This window comes from Flavobacterium sp. B183, from assembly GCF_023539155.1.
Classification (GTDB): domain Bacteria; phylum Bacteroidota; class Bacteroidia; order Flavobacteriales; family Flavobacteriaceae; genus Flavobacterium; species Flavobacterium tructae.
Window position 1 is genome coordinate 2,988,700 of record NZ_CP097434.1, and the last position, 25,205, is coordinate 3,013,904.

29 protein-coding genes are annotated in these 25,205 nt (G+C 34.4%); 17 read left to right on the top strand and 12 right to left on the bottom strand.

Annotated features, from left to right (window positions below):
- The first annotated feature begins 106 nt into the window (after positions 1 to 106).
- Complete coding sequence (locus M4I44_RS12675; RefSeq protein WP_017498385.1) at positions 107 to 343, top strand: hypothetical protein; 237 nt, start codon at positions 107 to 109, stop codon at positions 341 to 343.
- A gap of 14 nt (positions 344 to 357) precedes the next feature.
- Entirely contained in the window at positions 358 to 1,050 is a 693-nt protein-coding gene (locus tag M4I44_RS12680; protein ID WP_249964914.1) for an aspartate/glutamate racemase family protein, read from the top strand.
- A gap of 328 nt (positions 1,051 to 1,378) precedes the next feature.
- Here M4I44_RS12680 and M4I44_RS12685 read toward each other — a convergent pair whose 3' ends face one another.
- The 3 genes from M4I44_RS12685 to rlmD are packed head-to-tail and all read right to left on the bottom strand — an operon-like array spanning position 1,379 to position 4,136.
- The gene (locus M4I44_RS12685; protein ID WP_249964915.1) at positions 1,379 to 2,194 is read right to left on the bottom strand and encodes a DUF6048 family protein; all 816 of its coding nucleotides are present in this window, start codon (positions 2,192 to 2,194) and stop codon (positions 1,379 to 1,381) included.
- On the bottom strand, positions 2,166 to 2,711 hold the full coding sequence (locus M4I44_RS12690; protein WP_017498299.1) for a DUF6452 family protein: 546 nt from the start codon (positions 2,709 to 2,711) through the stop codon (positions 2,166 to 2,168). The genes M4I44_RS12685 and M4I44_RS12690 overlap by 29 nt, the downstream gene beginning before the upstream one ends.
- A gap of 12 nt (positions 2,712 to 2,723) precedes the next feature.
- A complete protein-coding gene (gene rlmD / locus M4I44_RS12695) occupies positions 2,724 to 4,136 on the bottom strand; it encodes a 23S rRNA (uracil(1939)-C(5))-methyltransferase RlmD (RefSeq protein ID WP_249964916.1) in 1,413 nt (470 codons plus the stop codon).
- A 339-nt stretch (positions 4,137 to 4,475) separates the two neighbouring features.
- Here rlmD and M4I44_RS12700 point away from each other — a divergent pair, with 339 nt between their 5' ends.
- The gene (locus M4I44_RS12700; RefSeq protein ID WP_232424389.1) at positions 4,476 to 5,351 is read left to right on the top strand and encodes a sensor histidine kinase KdpD; all 876 of its coding nucleotides are present in this window, start codon (positions 4,476 to 4,478) and stop codon (positions 5,349 to 5,351) included.
- Positions 5,352 to 5,666: 315 nt separating this feature from the next.
- Here M4I44_RS12700 and cysM read toward each other — a convergent pair whose 3' ends face one another.
- Together cysM and M4I44_RS12710 are read right to left on the bottom strand one after the other, a co-directional pair.
- Complete coding sequence (gene cysM, locus M4I44_RS12705; protein ID WP_017498302.1) at positions 5,667 to 6,554, bottom strand: cysteine synthase CysM; 888 nt, start codon at positions 6,552 to 6,554, stop codon at positions 5,667 to 5,669.
- Between the two features lies 1 nt (position 6,555).
- On the bottom strand, positions 6,556 to 7,347 hold the full coding sequence (locus M4I44_RS12710) for a serine O-acetyltransferase (protein WP_017498303.1): 792 nt from the start codon (positions 7,345 to 7,347) through the stop codon (positions 6,556 to 6,558).
- A 191-nt stretch (positions 7,348 to 7,538) separates the two neighbouring features.
- Between M4I44_RS12710 and M4I44_RS12715 the strand changes: the two genes are divergently transcribed.
- The 3 genes from M4I44_RS12715 to M4I44_RS12725 all read left to right on the top strand — a co-directional run bounded on the left by M4I44_RS12715 (position 7,539) and on the right by M4I44_RS12725 (position 9,358).
- Positions 7,539 to 8,240, top strand: coding sequence for a DUF1003 domain-containing protein (locus tag M4I44_RS12715; protein WP_249964917.1), 702 nt, complete (start codon positions 7,539 to 7,541; stop codon positions 8,238 to 8,240).
- A 391-nt stretch (positions 8,241 to 8,631) separates the two neighbouring features.
- The gene (locus M4I44_RS12720; RefSeq protein ID WP_017498305.1) at positions 8,632 to 8,817 is read left to right on the top strand and encodes a hypothetical protein; all 186 of its coding nucleotides are present in this window, start codon (positions 8,632 to 8,634) and stop codon (positions 8,815 to 8,817) included.
- On the top strand, positions 8,807 to 9,358 hold the full coding sequence (locus tag M4I44_RS12725; RefSeq protein WP_017498306.1) for a Smr/MutS family protein: 552 nt from the start codon (positions 8,807 to 8,809) through the stop codon (positions 9,356 to 9,358). Before M4I44_RS12720 ends, M4I44_RS12725 begins: the two co-directional genes overlap by 11 nt.
- 145 nt (positions 9,359 to 9,503) lie before the next feature.
- Here the strand turns inward: M4I44_RS12725 and M4I44_RS12730 are convergent, their stop codons facing one another.
- On the bottom strand, positions 9,504 to 10,484 hold the full coding sequence (locus tag M4I44_RS12730; RefSeq protein ID WP_070906733.1) for a hypothetical protein: 981 nt from the start codon (positions 10,482 to 10,484) through the stop codon (positions 9,504 to 9,506).
- An 87-nt stretch (positions 10,485 to 10,571) separates the two neighbouring features.
- Here M4I44_RS12730 and M4I44_RS12735 point away from each other — a divergent pair, with 87 nt between their 5' ends.
- Complete coding sequence (locus M4I44_RS12735) at positions 10,572 to 11,696, top strand: cysteine desulfurase family protein (protein WP_249964918.1); 1,125 nt, start codon at positions 10,572 to 10,574, stop codon at positions 11,694 to 11,696.
- 92 nt (positions 11,697 to 11,788) lie between these two features.
- Here M4I44_RS12735 and M4I44_RS12740 read toward each other — a convergent pair whose 3' ends face one another.
- The 3 genes from M4I44_RS12740 to glf are packed head-to-tail and all read right to left on the bottom strand — an operon-like array spanning position 11,789 to position 14,220.
- Positions 11,789 to 12,349, bottom strand: coding sequence for an L-threonylcarbamoyladenylate synthase (locus M4I44_RS12740; RefSeq protein WP_017498309.1), 561 nt, complete (start codon positions 12,347 to 12,349; stop codon positions 11,789 to 11,791).
- 1 nt (position 12,350) lies between these two features.
- Positions 12,351 to 13,115 (bottom strand): DUF4422 domain-containing protein, encoded by a 765-nt coding sequence (locus M4I44_RS12745; protein ID WP_249964919.1) that lies wholly within the window; start codon positions 13,113 to 13,115, stop codon positions 12,351 to 12,353.
- Positions 13,108 to 14,220: a UDP-galactopyranose mutase gene (glf, locus tag M4I44_RS12750; protein WP_249964920.1), complete on the bottom strand. Its 1,113-nt coding sequence runs from the start codon at positions 14,218 to 14,220 to the stop codon at positions 13,108 to 13,110. Before glf ends, M4I44_RS12745 begins: the two co-directional genes overlap by 8 nt.
- A gap of 52 nt (positions 14,221 to 14,272) precedes the next feature.
- On the opposite strand from glf, the gene M4I44_RS12755 reads away from it, so the two are divergent.
- Both M4I44_RS12755 and M4I44_RS12760 read left to right on the top strand, forming a co-directional pair.
- Positions 14,273 to 15,151, top strand: a complete 879-nt coding sequence (locus tag M4I44_RS12755) for a hypothetical protein (RefSeq protein WP_035746998.1) — start codon at positions 14,273 to 14,275, stop codon at positions 15,149 to 15,151.
- Between the two features lie 185 nt (positions 15,152 to 15,336).
- Positions 15,337 to 16,107 carry a Kdo domain containing protein gene (locus M4I44_RS12760; protein WP_249964921.1) on the top strand — a complete coding sequence of 257 codons (771 nt, stop codon included), beginning with the start codon at positions 15,337 to 15,339 and terminating at the stop codon, positions 16,105 to 16,107.
- Here the strand turns inward: M4I44_RS12760 and M4I44_RS12765 are convergent.
- Positions 16,088 to 16,876: a glycosyltransferase family 2 protein gene (locus M4I44_RS12765; RefSeq protein WP_249964922.1), complete on the bottom strand. Its 789-nt coding sequence runs from the start codon at positions 16,874 to 16,876 to the stop codon at positions 16,088 to 16,090. The two genes, M4I44_RS12760 and M4I44_RS12765, sit on opposite strands and share 20 nt — an antisense overlap.
- A 2-nt stretch (positions 16,877 to 16,878) precedes the next feature.
- Positions 16,879 to 17,943: a glycosyltransferase family 9 protein gene (locus tag M4I44_RS12770; protein WP_249964923.1), complete on the bottom strand. Its 1,065-nt coding sequence runs from the start codon at positions 17,941 to 17,943 to the stop codon at positions 16,879 to 16,881.
- Between the two features lie 126 nt (positions 17,944 to 18,069).
- Between M4I44_RS12770 and M4I44_RS12775 the strand changes: the two genes are divergently transcribed.
- The 3 genes from M4I44_RS12775 to M4I44_RS12785 all read left to right on the top strand — a co-directional run bounded on the left by M4I44_RS12775 (position 18,070) and on the right by M4I44_RS12785 (position 20,606).
- Positions 18,070 to 18,819, top strand: coding sequence for a glycosyltransferase family 2 protein (locus M4I44_RS12775; protein WP_249964924.1), 750 nt, complete (start codon positions 18,070 to 18,072; stop codon positions 18,817 to 18,819).
- A 315-nt stretch (positions 18,820 to 19,134) separates the two neighbouring features.
- Positions 19,135 to 19,848, top strand: coding sequence for a polysaccharide deacetylase family protein (locus tag M4I44_RS12780; protein WP_026110173.1), 714 nt, complete (start codon positions 19,135 to 19,137; stop codon positions 19,846 to 19,848).
- Positions 19,849 to 19,856: 8 nt separating this feature from the next.
- The gene (locus M4I44_RS12785) at positions 19,857 to 20,606 is read left to right on the top strand and encodes a glycosyltransferase family 2 protein (protein ID WP_249964925.1); all 750 of its coding nucleotides are present in this window, start codon (positions 19,857 to 19,859) and stop codon (positions 20,604 to 20,606) included.
- A gap of 69 nt (positions 20,607 to 20,675) precedes the next feature.
- Here M4I44_RS12785 and M4I44_RS12790 read toward each other — a convergent pair whose 3' ends face one another.
- Entirely contained in the window at positions 20,676 to 21,491 is an 816-nt protein-coding gene (locus M4I44_RS12790; protein ID WP_017498319.1) for a 2,3,4,5-tetrahydropyridine-2,6-dicarboxylate N-succinyltransferase, read from the bottom strand.
- Between the two features lie 289 nt (positions 21,492 to 21,780).
- On the opposite strand from M4I44_RS12790, the gene M4I44_RS12795 reads away from it, so the two are divergent.
- From M4I44_RS12795 to M4I44_RS12815, 5 genes are all read left to right on the top strand, one after another.
- On the top strand, positions 21,781 to 22,410 hold the full coding sequence (locus M4I44_RS12795) for a PAS domain-containing protein (RefSeq protein ID WP_070906724.1): 630 nt from the start codon (positions 21,781 to 21,783) through the stop codon (positions 22,408 to 22,410).
- A gap of 154 nt (positions 22,411 to 22,564) precedes the next feature.
- Positions 22,565 to 22,846 (top strand): hypothetical protein, encoded by a 282-nt coding sequence (locus M4I44_RS12800; protein ID WP_017498321.1) that lies wholly within the window; start codon positions 22,565 to 22,567, stop codon positions 22,844 to 22,846.
- Positions 22,836 to 23,117: a type II toxin-antitoxin system RelE/ParE family toxin gene (locus tag M4I44_RS12805; protein WP_017498322.1), complete on the top strand. Its 282-nt coding sequence runs from the start codon at positions 22,836 to 22,838 to the stop codon at positions 23,115 to 23,117. The genes M4I44_RS12800 and M4I44_RS12805 overlap by 11 nt, the downstream gene beginning before the upstream one ends.
- Before the next feature lie 27 nt (positions 23,118 to 23,144).
- Positions 23,145 to 23,561, top strand: coding sequence for a Holliday junction resolvase RuvX (ruvX, locus tag M4I44_RS12810; protein ID WP_017498323.1), 417 nt, complete (start codon positions 23,145 to 23,147; stop codon positions 23,559 to 23,561).
- 112 nt (positions 23,562 to 23,673) lie between these two features.
- Positions 23,674 to 25,173: a malate:quinone oxidoreductase gene (locus tag M4I44_RS12815; protein WP_017498324.1), complete on the top strand. Its 1,500-nt coding sequence runs from the start codon at positions 23,674 to 23,676 to the stop codon at positions 25,171 to 25,173.
- Positions 25,174 to 25,205 lie beyond the last annotated feature (32 nt).

A 25,205-nucleotide genomic window follows, 5' to 3' on the forward strand; every position in this document is an offset into this window, starting at 1 on the left:
ACTCAAAAAAGAAAATAACAATAATTTTAAGGTTTTAAACGAAGGTGTGTATAAGATAAAAAGCTTAGAATCTTAGTTCCTCAGAACCTTAGCAACTTAAAGAAAAATGACAAAACTACAAGTAAGAGCTTTTTTATACCAATTAGGATGTTTCGCGATTCTATTTATTTTAGGGAGATTTTTAGTAGCTTCTTATACCGGATTAACGGGATTTTGGATTCCAATGACCGCTTTTATTGTTGCTACATTGATTTCGCCTAAATTTCAGTCCGTAAAGACTAAAGATGGAGAAAAGCTTTTTATGAAATGGATTTTTATAAAAGGAATTAGAGAAATTGGATAATTAATAGGTAGTATATGAGGATAATTGGACTTATAGGCGGAATTAGCTGGGTTTCTACAGCAGATTATTACAAACTTATAAATGAGGGAATTAATAAGGAGCTGGGAGGGCTTAATTTCTCAGAGTGTCTGATTTATTCTTTCAATTATGCCGACATTAAAAAGAATAACGATGCCAATGATTGGGATGCGACTTTTAATTTGCTTTTAAAAGGATGTCAGTTTCTTAAGCAGGGCGGGGCAGAAGCCATTGTTTTGTGTGCGAATACCATGCATTTGATTGCTGACCGACTTGAGAAGGCAATTGATTTGCCCATTATTCACATTGCGACTGAAACTGCATTGGCGATTCAGAAGAAAGAAGTAAAAAAAGTAGGTTTGATGGGAACGAAATTTACCATGGAACTTGATTTTTTTAAAGATAAATTAGCCGAAAAAGGAATTGAGACTATCATTCCTAAAAATGATGTCGACCGCGATTTTATGCACACCACAATCTTTGAAGAATTAGGAAGAGGTTTGGTAACGGAGGCAACTAAAAAACGATATTTAGAAATTGCCAATCAATTGATACAAGAAGGCGCTGAGGGGATTATTCTAGGCTGTACCGAAATTCCTTTAGTGATAAAACCAGAAGATGTTGCTGTTCCGGTTTTTGATACCACTTTAATTCATTCTATGGCAGCTGTTCAGTTTCAATTGTCATAAAAAGTTAGAAAAAATCCCAATTATTAAAAAAGAAAAACTCCAAATAGTATTAGTATTTGGAGTTTTTCTTTTTTAGTACTTTTTGTCTTTTAATCCTGTAGTGCCAGTTTGGCCGAAGTCGAAGGTGTTTGCCTGAGTAGAGTTGAAGGCGCCAGTCTTGGCAGAGTCGAGGTTGTCGGTCCGAGCAGAGTTGAAGGTACCAGTTTTAACAGAGTCGAAGCTGTCTGTCTGAGCGAAGTCGAAGACAGGTTTTAGGTATAAAAAACAAATTCCAAACAGTACATAATTGCACGGTTTGGAATTTGGAATTTTTAAAATTTGGAATTTATTATTTTCTAATAGTTTCCTTTTTTATGGTTTCAGGAATGATTGTCTTTTTCTTGTAAAGCGGAATGAAATAAGAAACGGTATAGTTAAAACCAATCCCAAAGCTGCCATCATACGTTCTGTTGAAACCCGGAATATAAAGATTATCAAATCCCGAAGGTTTTTGGTTGGCCGCTAAAAGTTTCAGCTGAACGCCAAAACCAACAAATACATTATTGAAAACTTTTGCTTTTATTCCCAGTGCAACTTCAACCCAGCCGGCTGTAAGACCATTGTACTTCTGACCCGAAACAATTGCAGGCTGCTCGCCCCAGTACGGATTTGGGTTGTAAATTTTATAGGTATTCAATTGCTGGCTAAAAGTACTGAAACCGCCTCGAAGTCCAATGGTGATTAAATTTTCCATATCCAGCCAGTTTTGATACAAATTGTAATCAAAACCTCCTTTGATGTAAGTTCCGGTAGTGGTAGTGTTTAATCGGTCATCGTCAGTAGTTTTGTCTTCAAAACCAAGTTCGGCAGCCAGATAGTATTTTTTGGTCAGACGAAAATCACCTGTAACTTCAATACCTTTATAATTCTTGTCGTAAAATCCACGGGTTAATTTGTACAAATCGACCCCCACACGAAGCCCGTAACGATCCGTTTTAATGCTATCCTGCTTAGTTTCCTTAACAGCAGGTTTAGTCGTCTGGGTTTTCGGTTTTGTTTTAACGATCTCCTTGGGTGCAGCTGTATCCGATGTTTCCTGAGCCTGACCCAGAAATATTGAAAACAGCAGACAAAAACTATAGATATATTTCAATGTGTGTTTCATTTTCAAGTTCGATATTAAACTTTTTTACAAAAATTTGTTTTATCCATAATCCATCACCTCCGGAATCAGTGCGTACAAAAGGACCTATTTCAGGAAGGGTAAAAATGGTTTTGAAACCACAAGCTCTTGATACATAAACATCCTGATGCGTATAATTAAAAGTTATTCTGTCTGTGTTTATTGCAGCAGGATTGGTACTCAAAGAGTTATAAATAAAATCATATGTGGTGGTATTCTGGTCTGTTTTCAAGGGTATCGAGATCGTATTGGAATTGGTTACATATCGTAAAGGATTATCCACGTCTGTTATAGTTTTGTTGAAAACAATTCCTTTAGCTTCCTTCTCTCCAATTACTCTCAGATTTATTACATTTTCTTTTACGGTAGGTTCGGCATCTTTATAAAATGTAATTACCAGCCTCGGAGTTGTTGGTGTACTGGCATCACAAATGTCATCTTTTTCACAACTGGACAAGCCAAAGGTGAAAATTAGTAAAAGAGAGATTATTTTTTTCATTTAAATATTTTGTTATCGAAGTTCTAAAAGTACAACATTTTCGACATGGTGCGTTTGCGGAAACATATCGACCGGTCTCACACGGGTTACTTTGTATTTTTCGTCCATTAAAGCCAAATCACGTGCCTGAGTTGCTGAATTACAGCTCACATAAACGACTTTTTTAGGAGCGATCTTCAAAATTTGGTCAACAACCGCAGCATGCATACCGTCTCTTGGCGGATCTGTAATGATTACGTCCGGTTTTCCGTGCTGAGCGATAAAGGCTTCGTTGAAAACAACTTTCATGTCACCAACAAAAAACTCACAATTGGTAATATTATTGCGTTCGGCATTTGCTTTAGCGTCTAAAATAGCTTCAGGAACACTTTCAACACCAATTACTTTTTTCGCCTTTTTTGAGACAAACTGTGCAATAGTTCCCGTTCCGGTATACAAGTCATAAACCGTTTCGTTTCCTGTAAGCCCTGCGAAATCACGTGTTATTTTATACAACTCGTAGGCCTGATCTGAATTAGTCTGGTAGAAAGATTTAGCGTTGATGCTAAATTTCAAACCTTCCATTTCTTCCAGTATATAGTCTCTTCCTTTGTACAGTTTGATATCCTGATCGTAAATAGTATCGTTTTGCTTAGCATTTACCACGTATTGTAACGAGGTAATCTGCGGAAACTTCTCGTAAAGGTGATCTAAAATCAGTTCGCGGTTTTTTTGATCATCTTCAAAAAACTGGATCAAAACCATAATTTCACCAGTAGATACCGTACGAATCATTACCGTTCGCAACAAACCGGAATGCTCTCTTGGATTGAAGAAAGCCATGTTGTGTTCGTTGGCAAAAGCTCTGATCTCATTTCTGATAGCATTTGAAGGATCTTCCTGTAAATGACATTTTTGAATGTCCAGAATTTTGTCCCACATTTTCGGGATATGAAATCCTAAAGCATTTCGGTTTCCTAAATCCTCTGTACTCCCAATTTCTTTCTCGGTTAACCAACGGCTGTTAGAAAATGAAAATTCCATTTTGTTTCTGTAGAAAAATTGTTTTTCAGAGCCCAAAATGGTTTCAAATTCGGGAAGTTCTACTTTTCCGATACGTTGTAAGTGATTTTTTACTTCATTTTGTTTGTAATACAGCTGTTGGCTGTATTTCATATTTTGCCATTTGCATCCTCCACAAACACCAAAATGATCGCAGATTGGTTCAATACGATGCTCTGATAATTCGTGAAATTTTACGGCTTTGCCTTCATAATAGGCTTTTCTTTTCTTAAAGGTTTGTACGTCTACTACATCGCCAGGAACGACATTCGGAATAAAGATTACTTTTCCGTCAGGAGCCTTTGCTACTGATACTCCTTTTGCTCCTGCATCAAGAACCTGAATTTGATGAAAGACAATTTTGTCTGTATTTTTTCTTCCCATAGCGCAAAAATAAGAGTTTGTAAACTTTTATAAATTTAATTTTTAAAATATTTTATCAAATTGCCTAATTTAGTGGTTTAATCAAGTTTAAAAGTTAACTTTGTTTATAACAATCGCCCCGAATACTGCATTTTTTATAACCTATTAGTATTGTTGTCCTTTATGAAGTTGTATCATAATCTGTCTCAAATTGGCTTTTTAAAGAAAAGCTATGCTTTCAAATTTTTGTTTGTTGCTTTTATAGGTATACATATCCCTCTGATAGGAATTTTATTTTTTGTGCTGTATTATAATAATCACAGTGTTTCGGCTACCTCAATTTTGATTTTTTCTTTGGTTATGACATTATTGGCGACATTAGTGACGCTTTTGGTTTTAAATCATTTAATAAAACCCATTTCAATAGCCTCAAAAGCCTTAGACGATTACAGACACAATAGAAGATTGTCTATTTTGCCTACAGAATATAGTGATGAAGCAGGTTTGCTTTTGTGCAACATTCAGGAATCAATCTATGAATCAGAAAGTTTTATCAATGAAAAACAGGATTTGATTTATATGCTTTCACATGATTTGAAAAACTTTGCAGGAAATCCTCAGGGACTGGCGCGATTGATTATAAGTGAAAATCCATCAGAATCAGTTCGACAATTGGCAGAATTGATTTGTGAATCTACCAATCTACAGTTTCGATATATTGAAAACTTCATTAAATTATTGCAAGAACAAGATCGGGTAGTGAAAGGAAATTTAGAGATCAGAATGATAACTTTTCCTAATATTTTGCCTTTTATCAATGAACAGGTTGAACAACGCCTGATTGATAAGAATATTAAATTAAGTCTGAATTTAGAACTTGTGGAGGCAAAACTGAGAATTGACGAAGGTTTATTGGTTCAGGTTTTAGTGAATTTGATTAGTAATGCGGTTAAATTCTCTTATTTTGACAGTGAGGTTAAAGTGAGAATTTACACCGAAGATTCAAAATTCATTGTAACCGTTACGGATAATGGAATTGGTTTTGATAAAAATCAGATTGATGAGCTCTTTAAAAAATTCACAAAAATGAGCCGATTGGGTACCGCTAATGAATCTTCGACCGGAATTGGTCTGTATCTCTGTAAAAAAATAATTGAGAAGAATAAAGGCAAATTAACCGCAACCAGTGAGGGCAGAAATAAAGGTGCTGAATTTAGAATTGAGTTTGAATTGTAGTTTTTGGTTTGTTGTTTATTGTTAAGATTCTATGATACGGATTGATATTATCTCAAATGTAACGCTACTCCGGAGCTGTTTTGTCACAGGGGAAAGTTGTCTATAGTTATTTCGTTTCTTCTGAGCTCAATTTTAAAAACTTCTTTACAAAATTCATAAAAAATAAATCCGTGTCAATTTGCGTTTTCACTTTAGCGAATTCGTTTTATCCGCGTGAAAATTTGAGACGTTCTTATATCTAATTTATAATTTATGGTTCTGAATGAATTCTATTTTCGAATAAAAGTATTTCAATTCAGAACCATAAAGTTGTTTTTAGTCAAATAAATCAGAAGACAAATAACGATCACCACGATCACAAATCACGGCAACAATAACTCCCGATTCCAGTTGCTCGGCAATTTTTAAAGCAACAGCTACAGATCCTCCGCTACTCATTCCGGCAAAGACACCTTCTTCAAGAGCAAGTCTTTTAGTCATCTTTCTGGCTTCTTCTTCGCTTACATCGATAACAGTATCTACTTTCGAGGCATCAAAAATTTTCGGTAAATATTCCTGCGGCCATTTTCTAATTCCCGGAATTTGAGATCCGTCACTAGGTTGGGCCCCGATGATTTGAATGTTGGTGTTTTTCTCTTTTAAATAGGTCGAAGTCCCAATAATAGTTCCCGTAGTTCCCATTGCTGAAACAAAATGGGTTACCGTTCCTTCTGTATCGTTCCAGATTTCCGGACCTGTGGTTTTGTAATGTGCTTTCCAGTTGTCATCATTTGCAAACTGATTTAGCATCAAATAACCGCCCTGAGCGACCTTTTTGTCGGCATAGTCCCTCGAACCAATAATTCCTTCACTAGCGGGCGTTAAAATAACTGTGGCGCCATAAGCACGCATGGTTTGAGTTCGTTCTTTTGTAGAATCTTCAGGTAAAACCAATTCGATTTCAATTTGAAACAATTGTGCAATCATCGCCAAAGCAATTCCTGTATTTCCGCTGGTAGCTTCAATTAGTTTGTCGCCTTTTTTAATATCACCTCTTTCAATAGCCGAAGCAATCATGTTGTATGCCGCTCTGTCTTTTACACTTCCTCCGGGATTATTACCTTCAAGTTTCAGTAAAAGTTTTACGTTTTTATTTTTAACCAAATTGACGGTTTCCATTAACGGAGTGTTTCCAATTAGGTTAAGCAATTTCTGTGGACCCATTTTATTTTTTTTCTTTTATTTTAACTTCGGTTGTAGTGGTGTTTAAAACGATTGAATCTTCAGGGATAGATTTGGTGATCCATGCATTTCCGCCTACAATACTGTTTTTTCCAATAATGGTTTCGCCTCCCAAAATAGTAGCATTGGCATAAATGCAAACGTTTGCTTCTACAGTTGGGTGTCTTTTGGCGTTTTTCATTTCTTTACTAACGCTCAGAGCTCCTAAAGTAACACCCTGATAAATTTTTACATGTTTTTTAATTACAGTAGTTTCTCCAATTACAATTCCCGTAGCATGATCGATAAAAAAGGGAGAAGCAATCTCAGCTCCAGCATGAATGTCGGTTCCTGTAATTCGATGGGCATACTCACTCATCAATCTCGAGAAAAGTAATAGATCCAGGCGATACAATTCGTGACTTAGTCGGTAAATGGCGATCGCGTAAAATCCGGGATATCCCAAATAAACTTCATCAATACTGTTCGATGCCGGATCATTTTCAAGGATGTATTCGGCATCCTGATTTAGTTTTTCCAGAACTCCGGGTAATTTTTCCAAAAAACGATCCCACATTGCATCACACGAATTTTCAGATTTTTTACAGGCCAGAACAGCAATTTCTTTAAAACGAATTTCCAGTTCTTGGATGCTTTTGTCTAAAGCTGCATTGGAATCAAAAAGAGTGTAAAAAAGCTTCTCGGTAAAATCTTCTGTTTTGGTTTTGATGCCGTAATTTATGCTTGAATGACTTTTTAAAGCTTTTATGTTTTGTATGATAGAATCTTTTGTCAAAATGGTAAAATTGAATGAATACTAAGAAACGCTAAAAGTAAGGCGTTTTTTGTAAATAAAGGCATGAATTCTACAAAGAAATTTTCTTTTGAAAGTGGTATTTGTGATAAATAAAAGAAATGTAAACCGCTGTTTTTTTATGTAATTCTTAAGCAGTTAAATGTGTAAATTAGCAGTTAAAAATTGTAAAAATGAAAAACAACTCCACTTTTAAAAGCGCTATTTCTGATACTTCCTTTCCTGAAAGCGATAAAATTTATGGAAAATCGATACACGACCCTATTTTAGGATTGATTATTAAAGATCATCCTTCTTTTAGCGATGAGGATTGTATTGCCGTGAAAGAATTAAATGAATACCGTCAGAGGTATATTTCGAACTATTTGTCAACTGAAATTGGAGTGCTTTCGGATCTTGAACAAAGTGTTCTTTCTTCGTTAAAAGAAGATAAGTCGATTGTTAGTATTGCTGAAGATGAGCCGGAAACCAGAAATTTAGGTCAGAAAGTCGCAGATCAGGTGGCAGATTTTGGCGGAAGCTGGACATTTATCATTTCTTTCCTGATCTTTATTGTAGTTTGGATTGGAGCGAATGTTTTTATTTTGGTCAACAAAGGTTTTGATCCCTATCCGTTTATTTTACTCAATTTGATTCTGTCCTGTATAGCTGCACTGCAGGCACCGGTAATCATGATGAGTCAGAATCGTCAGGAGGAAAAAGATCGAAATCGTGCTAAGAAAGATTATATGATCAATCTTAAATCGGAATTAGAGATCAGAATGATTCATGATAAAATCGATCATTTGATCATGCATCAGCAACAGGAGTTGATCGAAATTCAAAAAGTTCAAATCGAAATGATGAACGATATTTTGGATAAGATTAAGAAATGATTCTTACAAAAACAATGTATTGAAGAGATTCGGAAAGGTTAAAAAGAGCGTTTTCTGGTGGAAAGAATTTAGGGTTTTCAGAGTAGTTGAATTTTGATTTTTTGATGCAAAGAGGAAAAAAGTTTTAGAAAAAAGGGGCGACTTGTGAATTCAATTCTATTTTGAATTTACTGAAAATATAATGCTGAAAAAGTAAGAATGGGATAGAGCGAAAATCTTTTGAATCTCATTACAAAAGAAGCAAGATTTAATACACGACAAGAATACTGTTTTTTTAAATTGGGAGATTTCTTTTTTCTAAAATCATACAAGAATTAATACGGACAGTTGGTGAGGGGTAGTGTTGCTATTTTAAAGTTTCCTATTTTTGAACTTTCAATACTTATAAAAAATGAAAGCGTTTAAAATTTTAATAATGATTCTTGCTATTTCGGTTGCGTTATACGAGCAGGTTTCAGCAGAAAAAAACATCTATATTATGGTAATTGCTATTGCGGTTTTCATGTATGGGATGATGCAGTTGAGTGCAAAAACACCGAGTAAAAACCAAGATAAAGAAGAGCAGGATGTTGACTAAAGGAGATAAGGTTTCCGTCTTAGATGAAGCCATAAACGGAACGGTAGTTTCAGTGAAAAACAAGGAGGTTTTGATCGAAACTGAGGATGGATTTATGATGACATTTTTTGTCAACGAATTGCTTAAAATTCAGGATTCCAGTAATTTAATGAATTCTATTAAAAGAATTGATTTAGATGAGATTTCAAAAGAAAAAACAGAGCCAAAACCGCGAAGTTTTGTGAAAGAAAAGAAAGATAAACGTGAAATTTCGGCTCCTGAATTTGATTTGCATATCGAAAAACTGGTTCCTAATAAACGCGGAATGTCTAACTACGATATTTTGACTTTACAGACTGAAACAGCAAAAAGACATATTGAATTTGCGATCAGAAATCGTATTCCTAAAATTGTTTTTATTCATGGTGTTGGTGAAGGAATTCTAAAAGCGGAACTTGATTTTTTATTGGGTCGTTACGACGGAATAGATTTTCAGGATGCTAATTATCAAAAATACGGCTTAGGAGCAACTGAAGTTTATTTTAGACAAAATCAGAAATAAGAGTTTATTTCGATCGTAAAATATTGGATTTAGGGCATAAAAAAACGTCCGTTTTTCTTTCTGGATTTCTAGTGAAACCGGTTTAGAAAAACGGACGTTTTTTGTAGGAAATAAAACAGCTGTAAACTTGTTTTGAAATTACCTTTTATGGTGTAGTCGATACCTCAAGAATTCCGTAATTGTAAATAGTTGGTAATTTAAAACTACTGTTGGCTCTTGTAAATCTTACGCCTTTAAGAACAATCTTATGGAAATAAGTACTTCCGACAAGTGAAGTAGTAACTTCGATAATTCCACTTACATTTTGTGCGCCATTGTCTGCAATCCATATTTCGTTTACAGTAGGTTTAGTAGGTAAGGGAGAAGCACAAAAATAGTCTTGAGTTAGGGAACCGTCGTTATAAGTACGCAGTAAAACTTTGTTTAATGTAGTGCCAATTAAACCTGTTTTAGGCTGGTTGGAGGGGGTAACTACGTTTTCGAGTAGTTTAGGATCGATACTGTCAATTGTGATGGCAGTTGAGGCGCTAAAATTGTACAGTTGTTTTGAGGTTGAACATTGTCTGACAACTCCCAGAAAAGTAGCATTAGGAGAGTTGTAAGTAGTTTTGAAAGTACCAAAAGGGTATTCTGCTTCTACTTGTGGTCCTGCGGGTTTTAAAAAAGTAATGTTCTGAAAAACGAGATTGTGATTATACCCCGTAATTGTAGAACTTCCATCAGGATTATCTGTGATAGCTGCTGTACTGATATCGACAATTTTTCCGGCAGTAGCCTGCCATTCTTCTGTTACAGCAGGCGTCGTTGGCGGTATTGCACCACAAATATTATCAATAGCTACCTGGCCATTATAAGCTCTGTATACTACACGTGTTGTAGTGTTGTTAATGTCGTAAGTCAATGGTTTACCAGGTACCGTCGCGTCGTTCGTAAGGGTATTAGGCGGTAATTGAATTAACAGCGATTCCTGTTTTTTAAGTTTGTATATAAGACTGTTGGTTGTAGTATTGCAGGTTGCTGCTGTAATACTAGGATCACTAAAGTCAATTGTATCAACCACTAAATCTCCATCATCGCATCCGTTTAATAAAAGCGCAAAGAAGAGAAGGCTTGCATATTTTTTCATCGTAATTTTATTTGAGGTCAAAAATAGTGAAAAATTTGGCAAATGATATTCAAGATTTGACAATTGATATTTCTTAACTTTGCAGGGATGAAAAAAGTATACCTCGATAACGCCTCTACAACCGCTATGCGTCCTGAAGTGATTCAGGAAATGTTGAAAGTAATGACTGAAGATTTTGGAAATCCCTCTTCTACACACAGTTTCGGAAGGAACGGAAAGACCATTTTAGAGCTTTCCAGAAAAAGTATTGCGAAATATTTAAATTGTGCGGCACAGGAGATTATTTTCACCTCAGGAGGAACTGAGGCTGATAATTGGATTCTTCGTTCGGCGGTAGAAGATCTTAAAGCAGAACGCATTATTACAACCAGAATCGAGCATCATGCTGTATTGCATACGGCATTGGTTTTAGAATCTGAATATAATGTTCAGGTGGATTACGTAAATGTAAATCCCGATGGAAGTATTGATTTAACCCATTTGTCCAATTTATTAGCAGAAGACAAAAAGACAATTGTCAGTTTGATGCATGTAAACAACGAAACCGGAGCTATTTTGGATCTGGAAAGAGTTGGTGTAATTTGTAAGCAGTATCATGCTTTGTTTCATTCGGATACTGTTCAGTCTGTTGGAAAAACGGAGATCGATCTGCAAAAAATCCCTGTTGATTTTATCGTAGCAAGTGCGCATAAATTTCACGGTCCAAAAGGAGTTGGGTTTGCATTTGTTCGAAAAAACTCAGGATTACAGCCTTTGATTTTTGGAGGAGAGCAGGAAAAAGGCTTGCGTGCCGGTACAGAAGCCGTGCATCAGATTGCCGGAATGGCGAAAGCATTGTCTCTTTCCTATGAGAATTTAGGTGTTGAAAGAAATTATATTTTAGGCTTGAAAACCTATCTCATTGAGCAATTTGAAGCTCATTTTCCGGGTTTCAGAATCAATGGAAAGAAGGATGATTTTTACAACATCATCAATGTTATTCTGCCTTTCTCAGCAGATAAGACTTCAATGCTTTTGTTTAGTTTAGATATGAAAGGAATTGCCGTTTCCAGAGGCAGTGCCTGTCAGTCGGGGAGTGTGAAACCGTCGCATGTTTTGAAAGAAATGCTCTTAGAAACTGATTTAAAATTACCAAATCTCCGAATTTCATTTAGTCATTTTAATACCAAAGAAGATATTGACTGGTTGATTGAGAGTTTAAAAGGTGTTTAAAGTTTCAGGTTTCAAGTTTAAAGTTTCAAGTTTAAAGTTTCAAGTTTCAGGTTTCGTGTAGAACTTGAAACCTGAAACCTGAAACAAAAAGATTATTTACGAATCACTTTTACCTGTGAATCATTGGTGAGTTTTATAATGGTTGATGGTTTTCCGGCAATTCTGTCGTGATACAGATTTACTACATAATCAACGCCTTTTACAATTTCCGGATTGATGTCTTTGAAACCAATAGGAGTAGGTTGTCCCGAAATATTAGCTGAAGTTGAAACCAGTGGTTTTTTCATTCGTTCCAATAATTTAAAACAGAACGGTTCCTTTACCAGACGAACAGCAAGCGAATTGTCGGCAGCTATGATATTTGGAGCAACATTACGGGGCTCATCCAGAATTAAAGTGGTTGGTTTTTCAGATAAATCTAAAATTTGCCAGGCTACTTCAGGGATGTTTTTAAACACATTGTACATCATTTTTTCGCCATTCATCAATACAATCATGCTTTGTGTTTCAGCGCGTTGTTTGAGTTTGTATATTTTGGCAACAGCCTCAGGATTTGTTGCGTCACAGCCAATTCCCCATACGGTATCAGTAGGGTAGAGAATGATTCCTCCTTCTTTTATGACTTCGTACGCTTTGATTATTTCTTCGTTCATATTACAAGTCAATTATTTTGTATGATGGAATTCCTTTAATTTTAAACTTATGGTGATACATATAAAGATTGATTAGTCTTTCTGAAATAAAACCAAAAATTCGGGCCTGATAAGCATCTTCCGGGATTGTAACTCTGGATTCAAGTTCAAATAAAATCGAGAAAAGCCAGGCGTAATAGTTGTCGAATTTCTCTTTTGAACTAACCATCATATTTCCCATGTGAAAAAGGGTTCCTTCGTCCAGAAATGAGGTAATACTGTCTTTATATTCCGGATATTTTTCCAAAATGATCTGTTTGGTTAAATCCCAATCCTCTTTTCGGTGTTCCTCACAGTAGTTATCGGTCAAAGATCCTTTTTTGAACTTATAAGGTCGGCATAGAATTACATCATATTCCGAAAGAATTGAAGCTATTTTTTTCTCTAGTTTTTTAGAAGAGGTATTGAATAGCTTAGTATTTTTGAAATTTTCAGTTGTGATTTTTTTCTGTGCAGAAGGTTTTAAGTTGTACCAGTCGTTGTAAAAGTTAAGGTATCTTCTGTAATGGCAAATACCCACGTAATCAGCCTTTTTTTCGTTTTTCCAAATCCAGTAAGCAGCTGTCAATTCACAATAGTTGCTGTTTTTGTTTCCGATATTGTCCTGAGTATTGTCTCTTAAGATAGTGTCAGTGATTGATGGATTTGTTCCCACCTGAATCGGAACCAGAATATCATTGGATAATACAGGGTTTTCTTTATGAGTTACGATAAAAATCTTAATCATTATTCAGTTCTGTTTTAGATCTTTTTAAAGCTATGGCAATTATCTGATGCATGTCATAATATCTGTATTCGGATAATCTTCCTCCAAATATTACATTCTTTTCTTCTAAAGACAGTTTTTTGTACTCTTCAAACAAGGCTTGATTTTTGGCATCGTTTATAGGATAAAACGCTTCGTTAGACGGGTTCCATTCGCATGGATATTCTTTTGTAATAACCGTTTTGCTTTGTTTGCCAAATTCAAAATGTTTGTGCTCAATTATTCGGGTAAAAGGATAGCTGGCGTCGTTGTAATTAACAACAGCATTTCCTTGAAAATTATCAGTATCAAGAACTTCGTTGTCAAATTGTAGAGATCTGTATTCCAGAACTCCTAATTTGTAATCGAAATACTCGTCAATCTTTCCGGAATACACAATTTTATCAGCAAGTTCGTCAAATTTTGTTCGGTCTGAAAAGTAATTGGTATTGGTTACCACTTCAATTCCGTCTAATAATTTGTCAATTAATTTATTGTAACCGCCAATAGGGATTCCCTGATAAGTGTCGTTAAAATAGTTATTGTCAAAAGTGAATCTAACCGGAAGTCTTTTTATGATAAAAGCGGGTAATTCAGTGGCTTTTCTTCCCCACTGTTTTTCAGTATATTCTTTTATAAAATAATCGTAGATGTCTTTACCAACAAGGCTTAGGGCTTGTTCTTCCAGATTTTTAGGGTCTTTTACTCCATAAGCGGCTACTTGCTCCTCTATTTTTGCTTTGGCTTCCTGAGGTGTTTTAGTTCCCCAAAGCTGGTAGAAAGTATTCATGTTAAAAGGTAAATTGTACATCTTACCTTTAGAAAGTGACATTGGAGAATTGGTAAAGTTGTTGAATTCAACAAATTGATTCACATAATCCCATATTGCTTTATCGTTGGTGTGAAATATATGTGCACCATATTTATGAACATTAATTCCTTCGATATTTTCGCAATATACATTTCCTCCTATATGGTCTCTTTTGTCAATTACCAGGCATTTTTTACCTGCTTTTTTTGCTTCGTGAGCGAACACGCTGCCATAGAGACCTGATCCAATTATTAAATAGTCATATTGCTTTTTCATGATGCAAAAGTAGAGATTAATTAGTAAATTGCAACAAATTACAAAAGTAAAAATGGCAGGAAAAATACAAGTAGGGTATCTGGTTTCGTATGATTATGAGTTGTTAAAAACATCACTTCCAACAGTGTATAATGATGCAGATGCGGTTTTTGTCGCCATTGATAAAAATAGAAATACCTGGAATGGCGGAAGCTTTACGATCGATGATTCTTTTTTTGAGTGGATTAAGAATTTTGACGTTGATAAGAAGGTGGTGATTTATGAAGATGATTTTTATGTTCCAACCTTAACTACAATGGAATGTGAAATCAGAGAGCGAAAAATGCTCGCTGAAAAAATGGGAATTGGGAACTGGATTGTTCAGGTAGATTGCGACGAGTATTTTGTTGATTTTAAAAAGTTCGTTTCAGATTTAAGACGATACGATTCCTATCTTATCAATCCCGAAAAACATCCTATTCAAATATGTGCTTTCTGGGTTATGCTTTATAAATATACAGATCAGGGTATTTTATATGTAGATAAACCGCTGAAAGCAATTTTTGCGACAAACTATCCTAATTATAAAAGCGGACGCAGAATCAAAGAACGTCAAATTTATACCAATAATATTGTCTTGCATGAATCCTTGTCAAGAACTGAAGCCGATTTACGTTTTAAGCTGGACAATTGGGGGCATAATGTTGATGTAGATAAGGGATTTTTGGATAAATGGCTTGTTGTAAATGAAAACAATTATAAAGAGTACAAAGATTTTTATTATTTACAGCCTAAAAGATGGAAGAAATTGGGATTCTTCTCGACTAAAAGCATCCCTCAGATAAAAGAGATTATTGAGAAAGAAAAAAGACTGAATGTACCTAAGTTCAATCTCTATTTTAAAAATTTCGGACAGTGGCTGAAATATTCACTGAAGAAAAAAAAGGCATAAGGTAATTTTTATTTCGTTTTTGCTCTCATAATCCATTTTTCTTAATTATTAAGGTTATTTTTGCTTCCTTCCATTTACCTCTTAGAATTGCAGACTATTGAACTGCTTTTTGATGTTTTGGTTTGAATAAAATAAACGATTGAGCATTGGAAATGGGTAATAAATTAATATCAAAGTTATAGTTAATGATCTCAAAATTTAGATTTTCAACAGCAGTAAAAAGTTCCAGAGATATTCTGACTTGTATTAAAAATTTTAATACTTCAGGTGAGTTGTTTGGGAATGGAGACCGTAATGTTATTAAGTTGTTTGATCTTGAGGAGAAAAAAATCAACATTAAATCCTTTAAAATTCCGAATTTAATCAACAAAGTTGCTTACCGCTATTTTAGAAAATCAAAGGCAAGACGTTCTTACGAATATGCTACAATTTTGTTAGAAAGAGGTATTGGAACTCCACAACCCATAGCATTTTTAGAGAACTTTAATTTTTTAGGTCTGAGAGACAGTTATTATGCGAGTGAGCATCTGACAACTGATTTAACCTATAGAGAGCTTGTAGAAATTCCGGATTACCCGGATCATGACAATATCTTAAGACAATTTACAAGGTTTAGTTTTGGTCTTCATGAGAAAGGAATTGAATTTTTAGATCACTCCCCGGGAAATACGCTTATTAAGAAGAAACAGGACGGAAATTATGAATTCTTTTTGGTCGATTTAAACCGAATGGAATTTCATGAATCAATGAGTTTTGAAATGCGTATGAAGAATCTGTGTCGCCTAACCCCTTTAAAAGAGATGGTAGCGGTTATGAGTAACGAGTATGCAAAGTTTTATAAAGTAGAATCGGAACAAAGAATATTTGAAACTTTATGGAAATATACTGCTGATTTTCAGGAGAAGTTTTACAGAAAAAAGCGCCTGAAAAAGAAACTTAAATTCTGGAAGAAGTAATTCGGGCTAGTTCTTTATAACGGATAAAAACGCTGTAAGCATTTAGATAACATATCGTGATTCCTTTGGCTCCGTCTAAAAAGCCCAAACGAATTAAAAACTGATACAGAAAAGTATAAACAGGATGGAAAATCATCAGTAAACGAGATGAATTCTGTCCTTTTTTTTGTTTTTCATTGGCCTTTAAAACTCCGTAACTGTACATTTTTGCTTTGTAGTCAGTATAAGAAGTATAAGAGAAATGAATGATTTTGTTTTTTAATGTTGAAATCGGTCCGTTCACGATCAGTTTTTCATGTACCATTCTGTCCTGATTGTATCGACAGTTTGTTTTATTAAAAAGTCTGAAAATTTTATCCGTTTGCCAGCCGCTAAAATGAAGCTTGCGGCTTTTGAACATAAAAGTTCGATAAATGAAATAGGCACTTGCCGCATCTTTTTGATTGATGGTGGCTGCGATTTCCAGTTTTAGTTCCGGAGTTAATCTTTCATCGGCATCGATGAATAAGATCCAGGAGTTTTTTGCCTGATCAATCGCAAAATTACGTTGTGAAGTGTAATTAACGAACGGATTCTGGATTACTTTTACGTTTTTAAAAGATTCAATTATGCTCAGCGTCCGATCGGTACTGTATGAATCTACTACGATTATTTCATCGGCAAAATCGATATCTCCCAGTAATGATTTTATATGCTGTTCTTCATTAAGCGTAATAATCAAAACAGACAATTTTTCCCTGTCAGCAGTATTCATAAGTTCTTCACTCATTTTCAATTTTTATACTCCTGAAAATAAGTATCCAGTTTTTCAAGCATTAAAGTTAAAGGGTACTCATCGTAGTACTCAAAAGTATGATCTTTTATGTATTGTTCGGTGTGTTGCTTGTATATTTCCGGTTTTAAATCTTTTAGGTGAATAGAGAAGTTTTTGGCTTCATTTTCAAATATTTGCCAGGTCTCTTTTCTAACAGATGGTGTAAATATGGAGAAGGTTGGAATTTCAAGTGCTTTGGCCATATTCACGGCTCCTCCTTCATTTCCGATTAACATTTCGCATTGTGAAAGTAAAGCCAGAAAAGGCCTTAGTTCAGTGCAGTACAAATCAAAAACGATGTGTTTTTTAGTTTCGGCACTACAATGGTTGTATACTTCGAGAGCCTGTTCTTTTTGGTCCGGGATATAATTAAAAATGATAGTCGCATTGGTTTTGGCAACTGTAAAATCGATAATTTTAGCCATTCCTTCTAATGGATATGTCTTGTAAACTTCGCTTCCCAAAATTCCAAACATGATTAATGGCTTTTCCATATCGACCTGGTAGCTTTTCAGAAGTCTTTTGGCATCATCAATTTCAGATTCTTTCAAAAAGATTTTTGGTTTTACATCTGTAATCTTTTCAGAAATGAACGGCTTTAGAAGCATCAAACGATTTTCAATGGCCAATCCGTGTTCTGATTCTACAGCATCTAAGCGTTCATAAGTGTAATTATAGCATATTTTGGTGTACCATTTACGATATGAAACCTTATATTTTGCACCTGAAAACAACGTAATTAAATTAGTTTCCAACTTAGAATAAACGTCAATAACAGCATCGTATTTATTGCGTCGGATTTGAAAAATAAATTTAAACAGAGAAGGGGTTGATTTTCTAACCTTGTTGGATAAAGGAATAATGTTATCAATATTCTTGTTCTCTTTTAGTACATCGACAGAATTTGGGTAACACATATAATCGATAATCGAATCCGGGTATTTGGTTTTTAGATTATTACAGATTATGGTGCTCGTTAATACATCTCCAATTCTTTTTTGCTGAATGACTAATATTCTCATTTATATAAAATTCAATTTGTGGGCTAAATTAGTAATAATTTTGTAAAATGTGCAAACGTACGATTAAGATAAGGTAACTAGAATAAAAAGCCGTATTTTTGCAAAAAACAAATTCCCCCCAAGAAAATGCAGATTAGTGGTCTAGTTATTACTTTCAATGAAGAGAAAAATATTGGTAAATGTATAGATGCTTTACTAAAAGTGTGTGATGAAGTAATTGTAGTAGATTCGTTTAGTAAAGATCGTACCGTTGAAATTGCCAAAGAAAAAGGCGCGATAGTTATTGAACAGGCCTTTTTGGGCGACGGCCCGCAACGTACACATGGATTGCCTTATTGTAAAAACGACTGGATCTTAAATCTTGATGCCGATGAGTTTCTGGATAAAGATGCTGAAAAATTTATATTAGATAAAAAATATCTTGAAGGAAACTATGATGCTTTTAGTTTTAGAGTAAAAAACTTTCTTGGCGATAAACTTATCGATTTTTCAGGCTGGTATCCGGATCAAAAAGTTCGCTTTTTTAATAAACAGACAGCACATCCTTCTGATTCTAAGGTGCATCAGAAGATAATAACCCAAAAGGAAAAAAAGGTCGCTGTACACATATTGCACTACGGCTGGGACTCTTTAGATCAGATTATTGCAAAGAAAAATCAATATTCCGGTTGGCATGCACAACAATTGTTCGATCAAGGGAAAAGAATAACCGCAATTAAGCCAGTTATTAATGGGGCTGTTGCGTTTATCAGATGCTACTTTTTTAAGAAGGGTATTTTTAATGGTATAGACGGCTTGTCGATAGCTATGATTCAGAGTTTCTTTTCTTATATGAAATATGCTAAGCTTTTAAAACTTCAAAAGAGGCTAAAATAAAATTTGATAAAAACGGAGGTACAATTTCAATTACAGTACCGTTTTTTAAGATACTAGCACAGTCCTTCACGCTGTGTTGTTGCTTGGTTTTTCGATTGTTGCATGTGTCAGATATATTTTTTGCAATATATCTAGGAGTAAATTTGCTTTAAAAATTGCAACAAGTAGTTTTTTTCTTATATTTACAAGCAGGTAAGATCAGGTTTTATTTAACAATAATAAGGTTTTTTGTTTCATTTCTTTTTTTTTGCTTAAAAGTGTTTTTTTTTGTGAAAAATAATACTATTAATGATAGATTTGCTAAAAAAATAGAGAATGTCAAAGCTACCAATTTTAATGTATCATAATGTTGTAGAAGACGAAGCAAAGTCTGTGGATTTAAGTGTTTCTGTAGCAAAATTAGAATCACAATTTAAATTTTTACACGATAACAATTACACGACATTTCATTTTAAAGATTTAGAAAATTTAAAAGAACTTCCTTCAAAAAGCATTATAATCACTTTTGATGATGTTACCGAGTGCCAGTTGTTGTATGCGGTGCCTTTGCTTGAAAAATACCACTTAAAAGCTTCTTTTTTTATACCATTTTCTTACGTTGGTAATTTTGATTATTGGATCGAAGGAAAAGAAAAAATTATGAGTGTCGAACAGCTAAAAGGGTTGAATCCTGATTGTATTGAGCTGGGGTATCACTCTTTTGAACATAAAAGATACAGTTCGTTGTCTAAAGAAGAGTTAGAAGCTGATTTTGCGAAATCTAATGCGTTTATTTTGGACAATCAATTAGATATAAAACCTGTTCTGGCATATCCTTTTGGGAATTATGCCAAGAAACATTCTGAGTTTGCTGTTTTTGAAAATATGATGCGGGATAACGGTATAAAATACGGTTTGAGAATAGGCAACAGAGTAAATAATTTTCCCTTTAAAAATAACTATTTGGTAAAGAGAATAGACATAAAAGGCGAAGATAGTTTGTTTAGATTTAAATTAAAATTGAAAATAGGTAAGCTTAAATTATTTTAAAAAATGCTATGGAAATTAGTGGATTAGTAATAACGTATAATGAAGAAAAAAACATTGGCAAATGTATTGATGCGCTGTTCAGAGTTTGTAACGAAGTAATTGTTGTTGATTCGTTAAGTACAGATAATACAGTAAAAATTGCCGAAGAAAAAGGGGCTAAGGTTGTTTCGCAGAGCTTTTTAGGAGACGGACCTCAGAGAATTCACGGTCTTCCTTATTGTAAAAATGACTGGATTTTAAATTTAGATGCTGATGAGATCTTGGCCGACGATGCCGAAAAATTTATATTATCAGGCCAATATGAAAAACAGAATTTTGATGTGTATGCCTTTTCTCTGTATAATTATATGGGCTGTAAGCTCATTAATTTTGCAGGTTGGTACCCTGATAAAACTTCACGATTTTTTAACAAACAAACGGCTTCTCCTTCAAAAGATAGCGTACATCAAAAAGTTTGTGGTACTAATAAGACCCACTTAAAAGTTCATATACACCATTATGCCTGGGACTGTTTTGGACAATTTATCAGTAAGAAAAATTTGTATTCAACCTGGCATGCCCAGCAGCTTTACAATCAGAATAAAAGGGTAAACAGTTTTAAACCTATATTAAATGGGACAGTTTCTTTTGTTAGATGTTATTTTTTTAAAAAAGGCTTTTTACATGGATTAGACGGTTTCACCTTTTCAATGACTCAGGCTTTCTTCTCTTATATGAAATATGCTAAGCTTTTGAAACTTCAAAAACAGAATAAGTAAAAAAAAGTATATTAAATAATAAAGCGGAATGAGTAATCATTCCGCTTTATTATTTATAGAGATTATATGTTAAACAGCAACATCGTACTCACGAAGCGCATTGTTTAATGAAGTTTTTAAATCTGTTGATGGTTTACGAGTACCAATGATTAATGCACATGGTACTTGAAATTCACCTGCAGCGAATTTTTTAGTGTAACTTCCAGGAATCACGACAGAACGAGCAGGAACGAAACCTTTCATTTCAACAGGTTCATCACCAGTTACATCGATAATTTTTGTGGAAGCAGTCAAACAAACATTAGCACCAAGAACAGCTTCTTTTCCTACGTGAACTCCTTCTACTACAATACAACGAGAACCAATAAAAGCACCATCTTCAATAATAACCGGAGCAGCTTGTAATGGCTCTAAAACACCACCAATACCAACACCACCGCTTAAGTGAACATTTTTACCAATTTGAGCACAGCTTCCAACAGTTGCCCAGGTATCAACCATAGTACCTTCGTCAACATAAGCGCCAATGTTTACATAACTTGGCATCAAAATTACACCGCTTGAAATATAAGCTCCGTAACGGGCTACTGCATTAGGTACTACACGAATTCCTTTTTCAGCATAACCTTTTTTCAGCAACATTTTGTCGTGGTATTCGAAAATACCAGATTCCCATGTTTCCATTTTTTGAATCGGGAAATACATTACAACAGCTTTCTTAACCCATTCGTTTACTTGCCACTTGTCACCAACAGGTTCAGCGCAACGTAATTTTCCTGCATCAATCAATTCAATAACCTCTCTGATAGCATCAGTAGTAGCGGTTTCTTGTAATAAAGCTCTGTTTTCCCAAGCTTGTTCTATTATAGTCTGTAAAGAATTCATAAGTTTTAATTTTTGGCAAAGATAAGGTATTTGCGGAAAAGCAGAAAAGTAAAGCTATTGTAAAATGTTACAAGTGTAACTTTTTGTTTGTATTTTGATAAATAAAACAAGGCTTGTAGAAAATGCAAAAATGGGATTAATCTATAAACGTTTTTTTTTGATGGTAAAACATGATAAAAATCAGATTTTGCGTTTTTACTTCTCATTAATTTCGCGGTATAATTCCCAAAAGATATAGAGAGGAATTGCAAAATACCATTCCAAAACAAAAATATTTAATCAGTAAGAAATGAATCAAGAAAATCAACTCCGAACGCCTGTTACAGTAATCGATAAAGAAGTCACGTGGGATAAAACGCAAGTGATTATGAGTAAAACAAATGCTTTTGGTATTATTGAGTATGCCAACGAAGTATTTGTGGATGTATGCGGTTATGAAGATTATGAGTTAATGGGGCAGCCACACAATATTATACGTCATCCGGATATGCCAAAGGTTATTTTTAAGGTGCTTTGGGAAAATCTTAAAAACGGAAAGAACTTTCATGCTATTGTTAAGAATTTAGCAAAGTCAGGACGTTACTATTGGGTTATTACCGATTTTGAGATTGCAAAAGACGAGAATGGAGTTATTGTGAATTATTTTGGAAGACGACAAGCAGTCCCACAAGAGGTAATTGCCTTGCATATTGAGCCGCTATACAAAAAACTGTTGCAAATCGAGGCGGCGAGCGGCATGGAGTTTAGCGAGAAATATCTTATTGGATTTCTGGAGGAAAAGAAGAGGACTTATGTTGAATATATTAAGGAGTTAATTTATGAACATGAGAAATCGCAGGCAAAGTTTGCTCAGTATGAAGTGCAGGAAAATGATGAAGAGGAGGAAAGAGGTTTTTTTAGAAGACTGTTTAACAGATAGAAGTTATTTTTTTAGATTTTGAATATTTGGAAAAAATCCGTTTTGAACAAAAGCTCAGAACGGATTTTTTATGAGGTAAAATGTATCTTGATTGTTTTAAGAATCTTAAACTAGTTGTTTTGTTTGTTAGGTTTTACAGAAAGTTAAATAGGAAATGATCAGAATAAAAAAAGTTTATCTTTGTATTGTAAATGAAAGTATTATGGAAGCAATTAGATTAGAGTTTCAACCGGAAATAAAAGAAAAAATATTAAAATTGTTAAGTTCGTTTTCTTCAGAGGAACTTAAAATAATTCCGGAAGATTCAGGATTTGAAGAGGATAAGAGGAAATTGAGAGAGAGAGCTGAAAAAATTGCAAACGGAACAGCACAATACAGCACGTTTGAAGAATTAGATGTTTTACTTGAAGAGACTATTAAAAAATATGAAAATTAATTTAACGATTGAGTTTAATTATGATTTGAATGATATCGTGCATTTTATTTCAAAAGATAAACCAATTGCAGCAAGAAATTTTAAAAATGAATTAGTAAAAAAGCTGAAGAAGGATTTGGTGGATCCTTTTCATTTTAAAAAATCTATATATTTTGATGATGAAAATTTTAGAGATTATGTTTTTAAAGGATACACTACAATCGTAAAAATTGACTCTAAGAATGAAATTGTTCATGTTATTGGTATTTTAAAGCATCGAGCACTATTTTAAATTAAGTTTGCAAAAAAATAAAATAAAATGCCAAGAATTCTTTCTATAGACTACGGACAAAAACGTACCGGAATTGCTGTTACGGATGAAATGCAGATTATTGCTTCAGGTTTAACAACAATACCAACCAATACCCTTATTGATTTTCTGAAAGATTATTTTACAAAAGAAAAGGTTGAAGCCGTTTTAATCGGCGAGCCCAAACAAATGAATGGTCAGCCATCAGAGAGTGCTTCAGTTATTAAAGGATTTGTAACTCATTTTACCAATATTTTTCCTGATATGAAAGTAGTTCGTGTCGACGAACGTTTTACGTCTAAAATGGCTTTTCAAACGATGATCGATAGCGGACTCAGTAAAAAACAGCGTCAGAACAAAGGTTTGATCGATGAAATTTCGGCTACAATTATGCTTCAGGACTATCTTTCGTCAAAACGTTTTTAACACCCAATCTTTTAGCTTTTTATTTTTTAGAAAAACATAACTTTTATCATGCAATTTTAGTTTTTTTTTGCAATTATAAAAAGTACCTTTGCACTTTAAAAATAATACTGTTATGTCTGACAAAACAATACGTTCTAATAGTGAAGTAGTGCTTATTGGAGCGGGAATTATGAGTGCCACTCTTGGAGTAATTTTGAAAGAATTACAACCTGATATAAAAATTGAAATTTACGAAAGATTAGATGTTGCTGCCGCAGAAAGTTCAGATGCATGGAATAATGCAGGAACAGGGCACTCTGCCTTTTGTGAATTAAATTACACTCCTGAAAAGGCTGACGGAAGTATTGATCCGAAAAAAGCGATAAGTATTGCAGAATCTTTTGAGATTTCACGCCAGTTCTGGTCCTATTTAGTAGAACAGAAAAAGGTACCATCTCCTGATAATTTTATTAAAAGTGTTCCTCACATGAGTTTTGTTTGGGGAGAAAAAAATGTAGCGTATCTTAAAAAGAGATTTGAAGCATTACAAAACAATCCTATTTTTTCTCAAATGGAATTTAGTTCCGATTTTGAGCAGTTAAATAAATGGATGCCGCTTGTTATGGAAGGCAGAGATGCTAACGAGAAACTGGCAGCTACACATATGGAAATAGGTACCGATGTGAATTTTGGGGCTTTAACCAGAAGCATGTTCAATTATTTAGCGACACTTGATGGTGTTTCTTTGCACTTTAATCATGAAGTTAAAAAACTAAAACAACGTGAAGATAAATCATGGCGTATCAAAATCACCGATCTTGCTACTGGCGATGTAAGAAAAGCTTATACTAAGTTTGTATTTATCGGAGCGGGTGGAGGCTCATTGCCTTTATTAGAAAAAGCAAATGTACCGGAAGGAGATGGCTACGGAGGTTTTCCGGTAAGCGGACAATGGTTAAAATGTACCAATCCGGAGGTAATTGCAAAACATCAGGCGAAAGTTTACGGAAAAGCAAGCGTTGGAGCGCCTCCAATGTCTGTACCACATATTGATACCCGTGTAATTGATGGCGAAAAAGCATTGCTTTTTGGTCCGTTTGCAGGGTTTTCAACACGCTTTTTGAAAAATGGTTCTTACTTAGATTTACCATTATCTATAAAACCGAACAACTTAATTCCAATGTTGTCAGCAGGATATCATAATATTCCTTTGACTAAATATTTGATTGAGCAGGTACGTCAGTCTCCTAAAGACAGAATGAAAGCATTACGTGAGTATTTGCCAACAGCACGTTCTAAAGACTGGAAACTGGAAAGAGCCGGACAACGTGTTCAGGTAATTAAAAAAGATGAAAACGGTGGCGGAGTTTTAGAGTTTGGTACCGAAGTCATTAGTACACATGACGGAAGCCTGGCGGTATTATTAGGAGCTTCTCCGGGAGCGTCAACTGCAGTAGGTATTATGGTTGATTTGATCAGCAGATGTTTTACCAATCAGGTGAAAACACCAGAATGGCAGTCAAAAATGAAAACGATGATTCCGTCCTATGGTCAGACTTTAAATGATAAACCGGAACTTTTAGCCGAGCTTAGAAAACATACTTCTGAAGTTTTAAAACTAAAAAATAGTTAAACTCAGATCCTAGAATAAATAACAAATCCAGA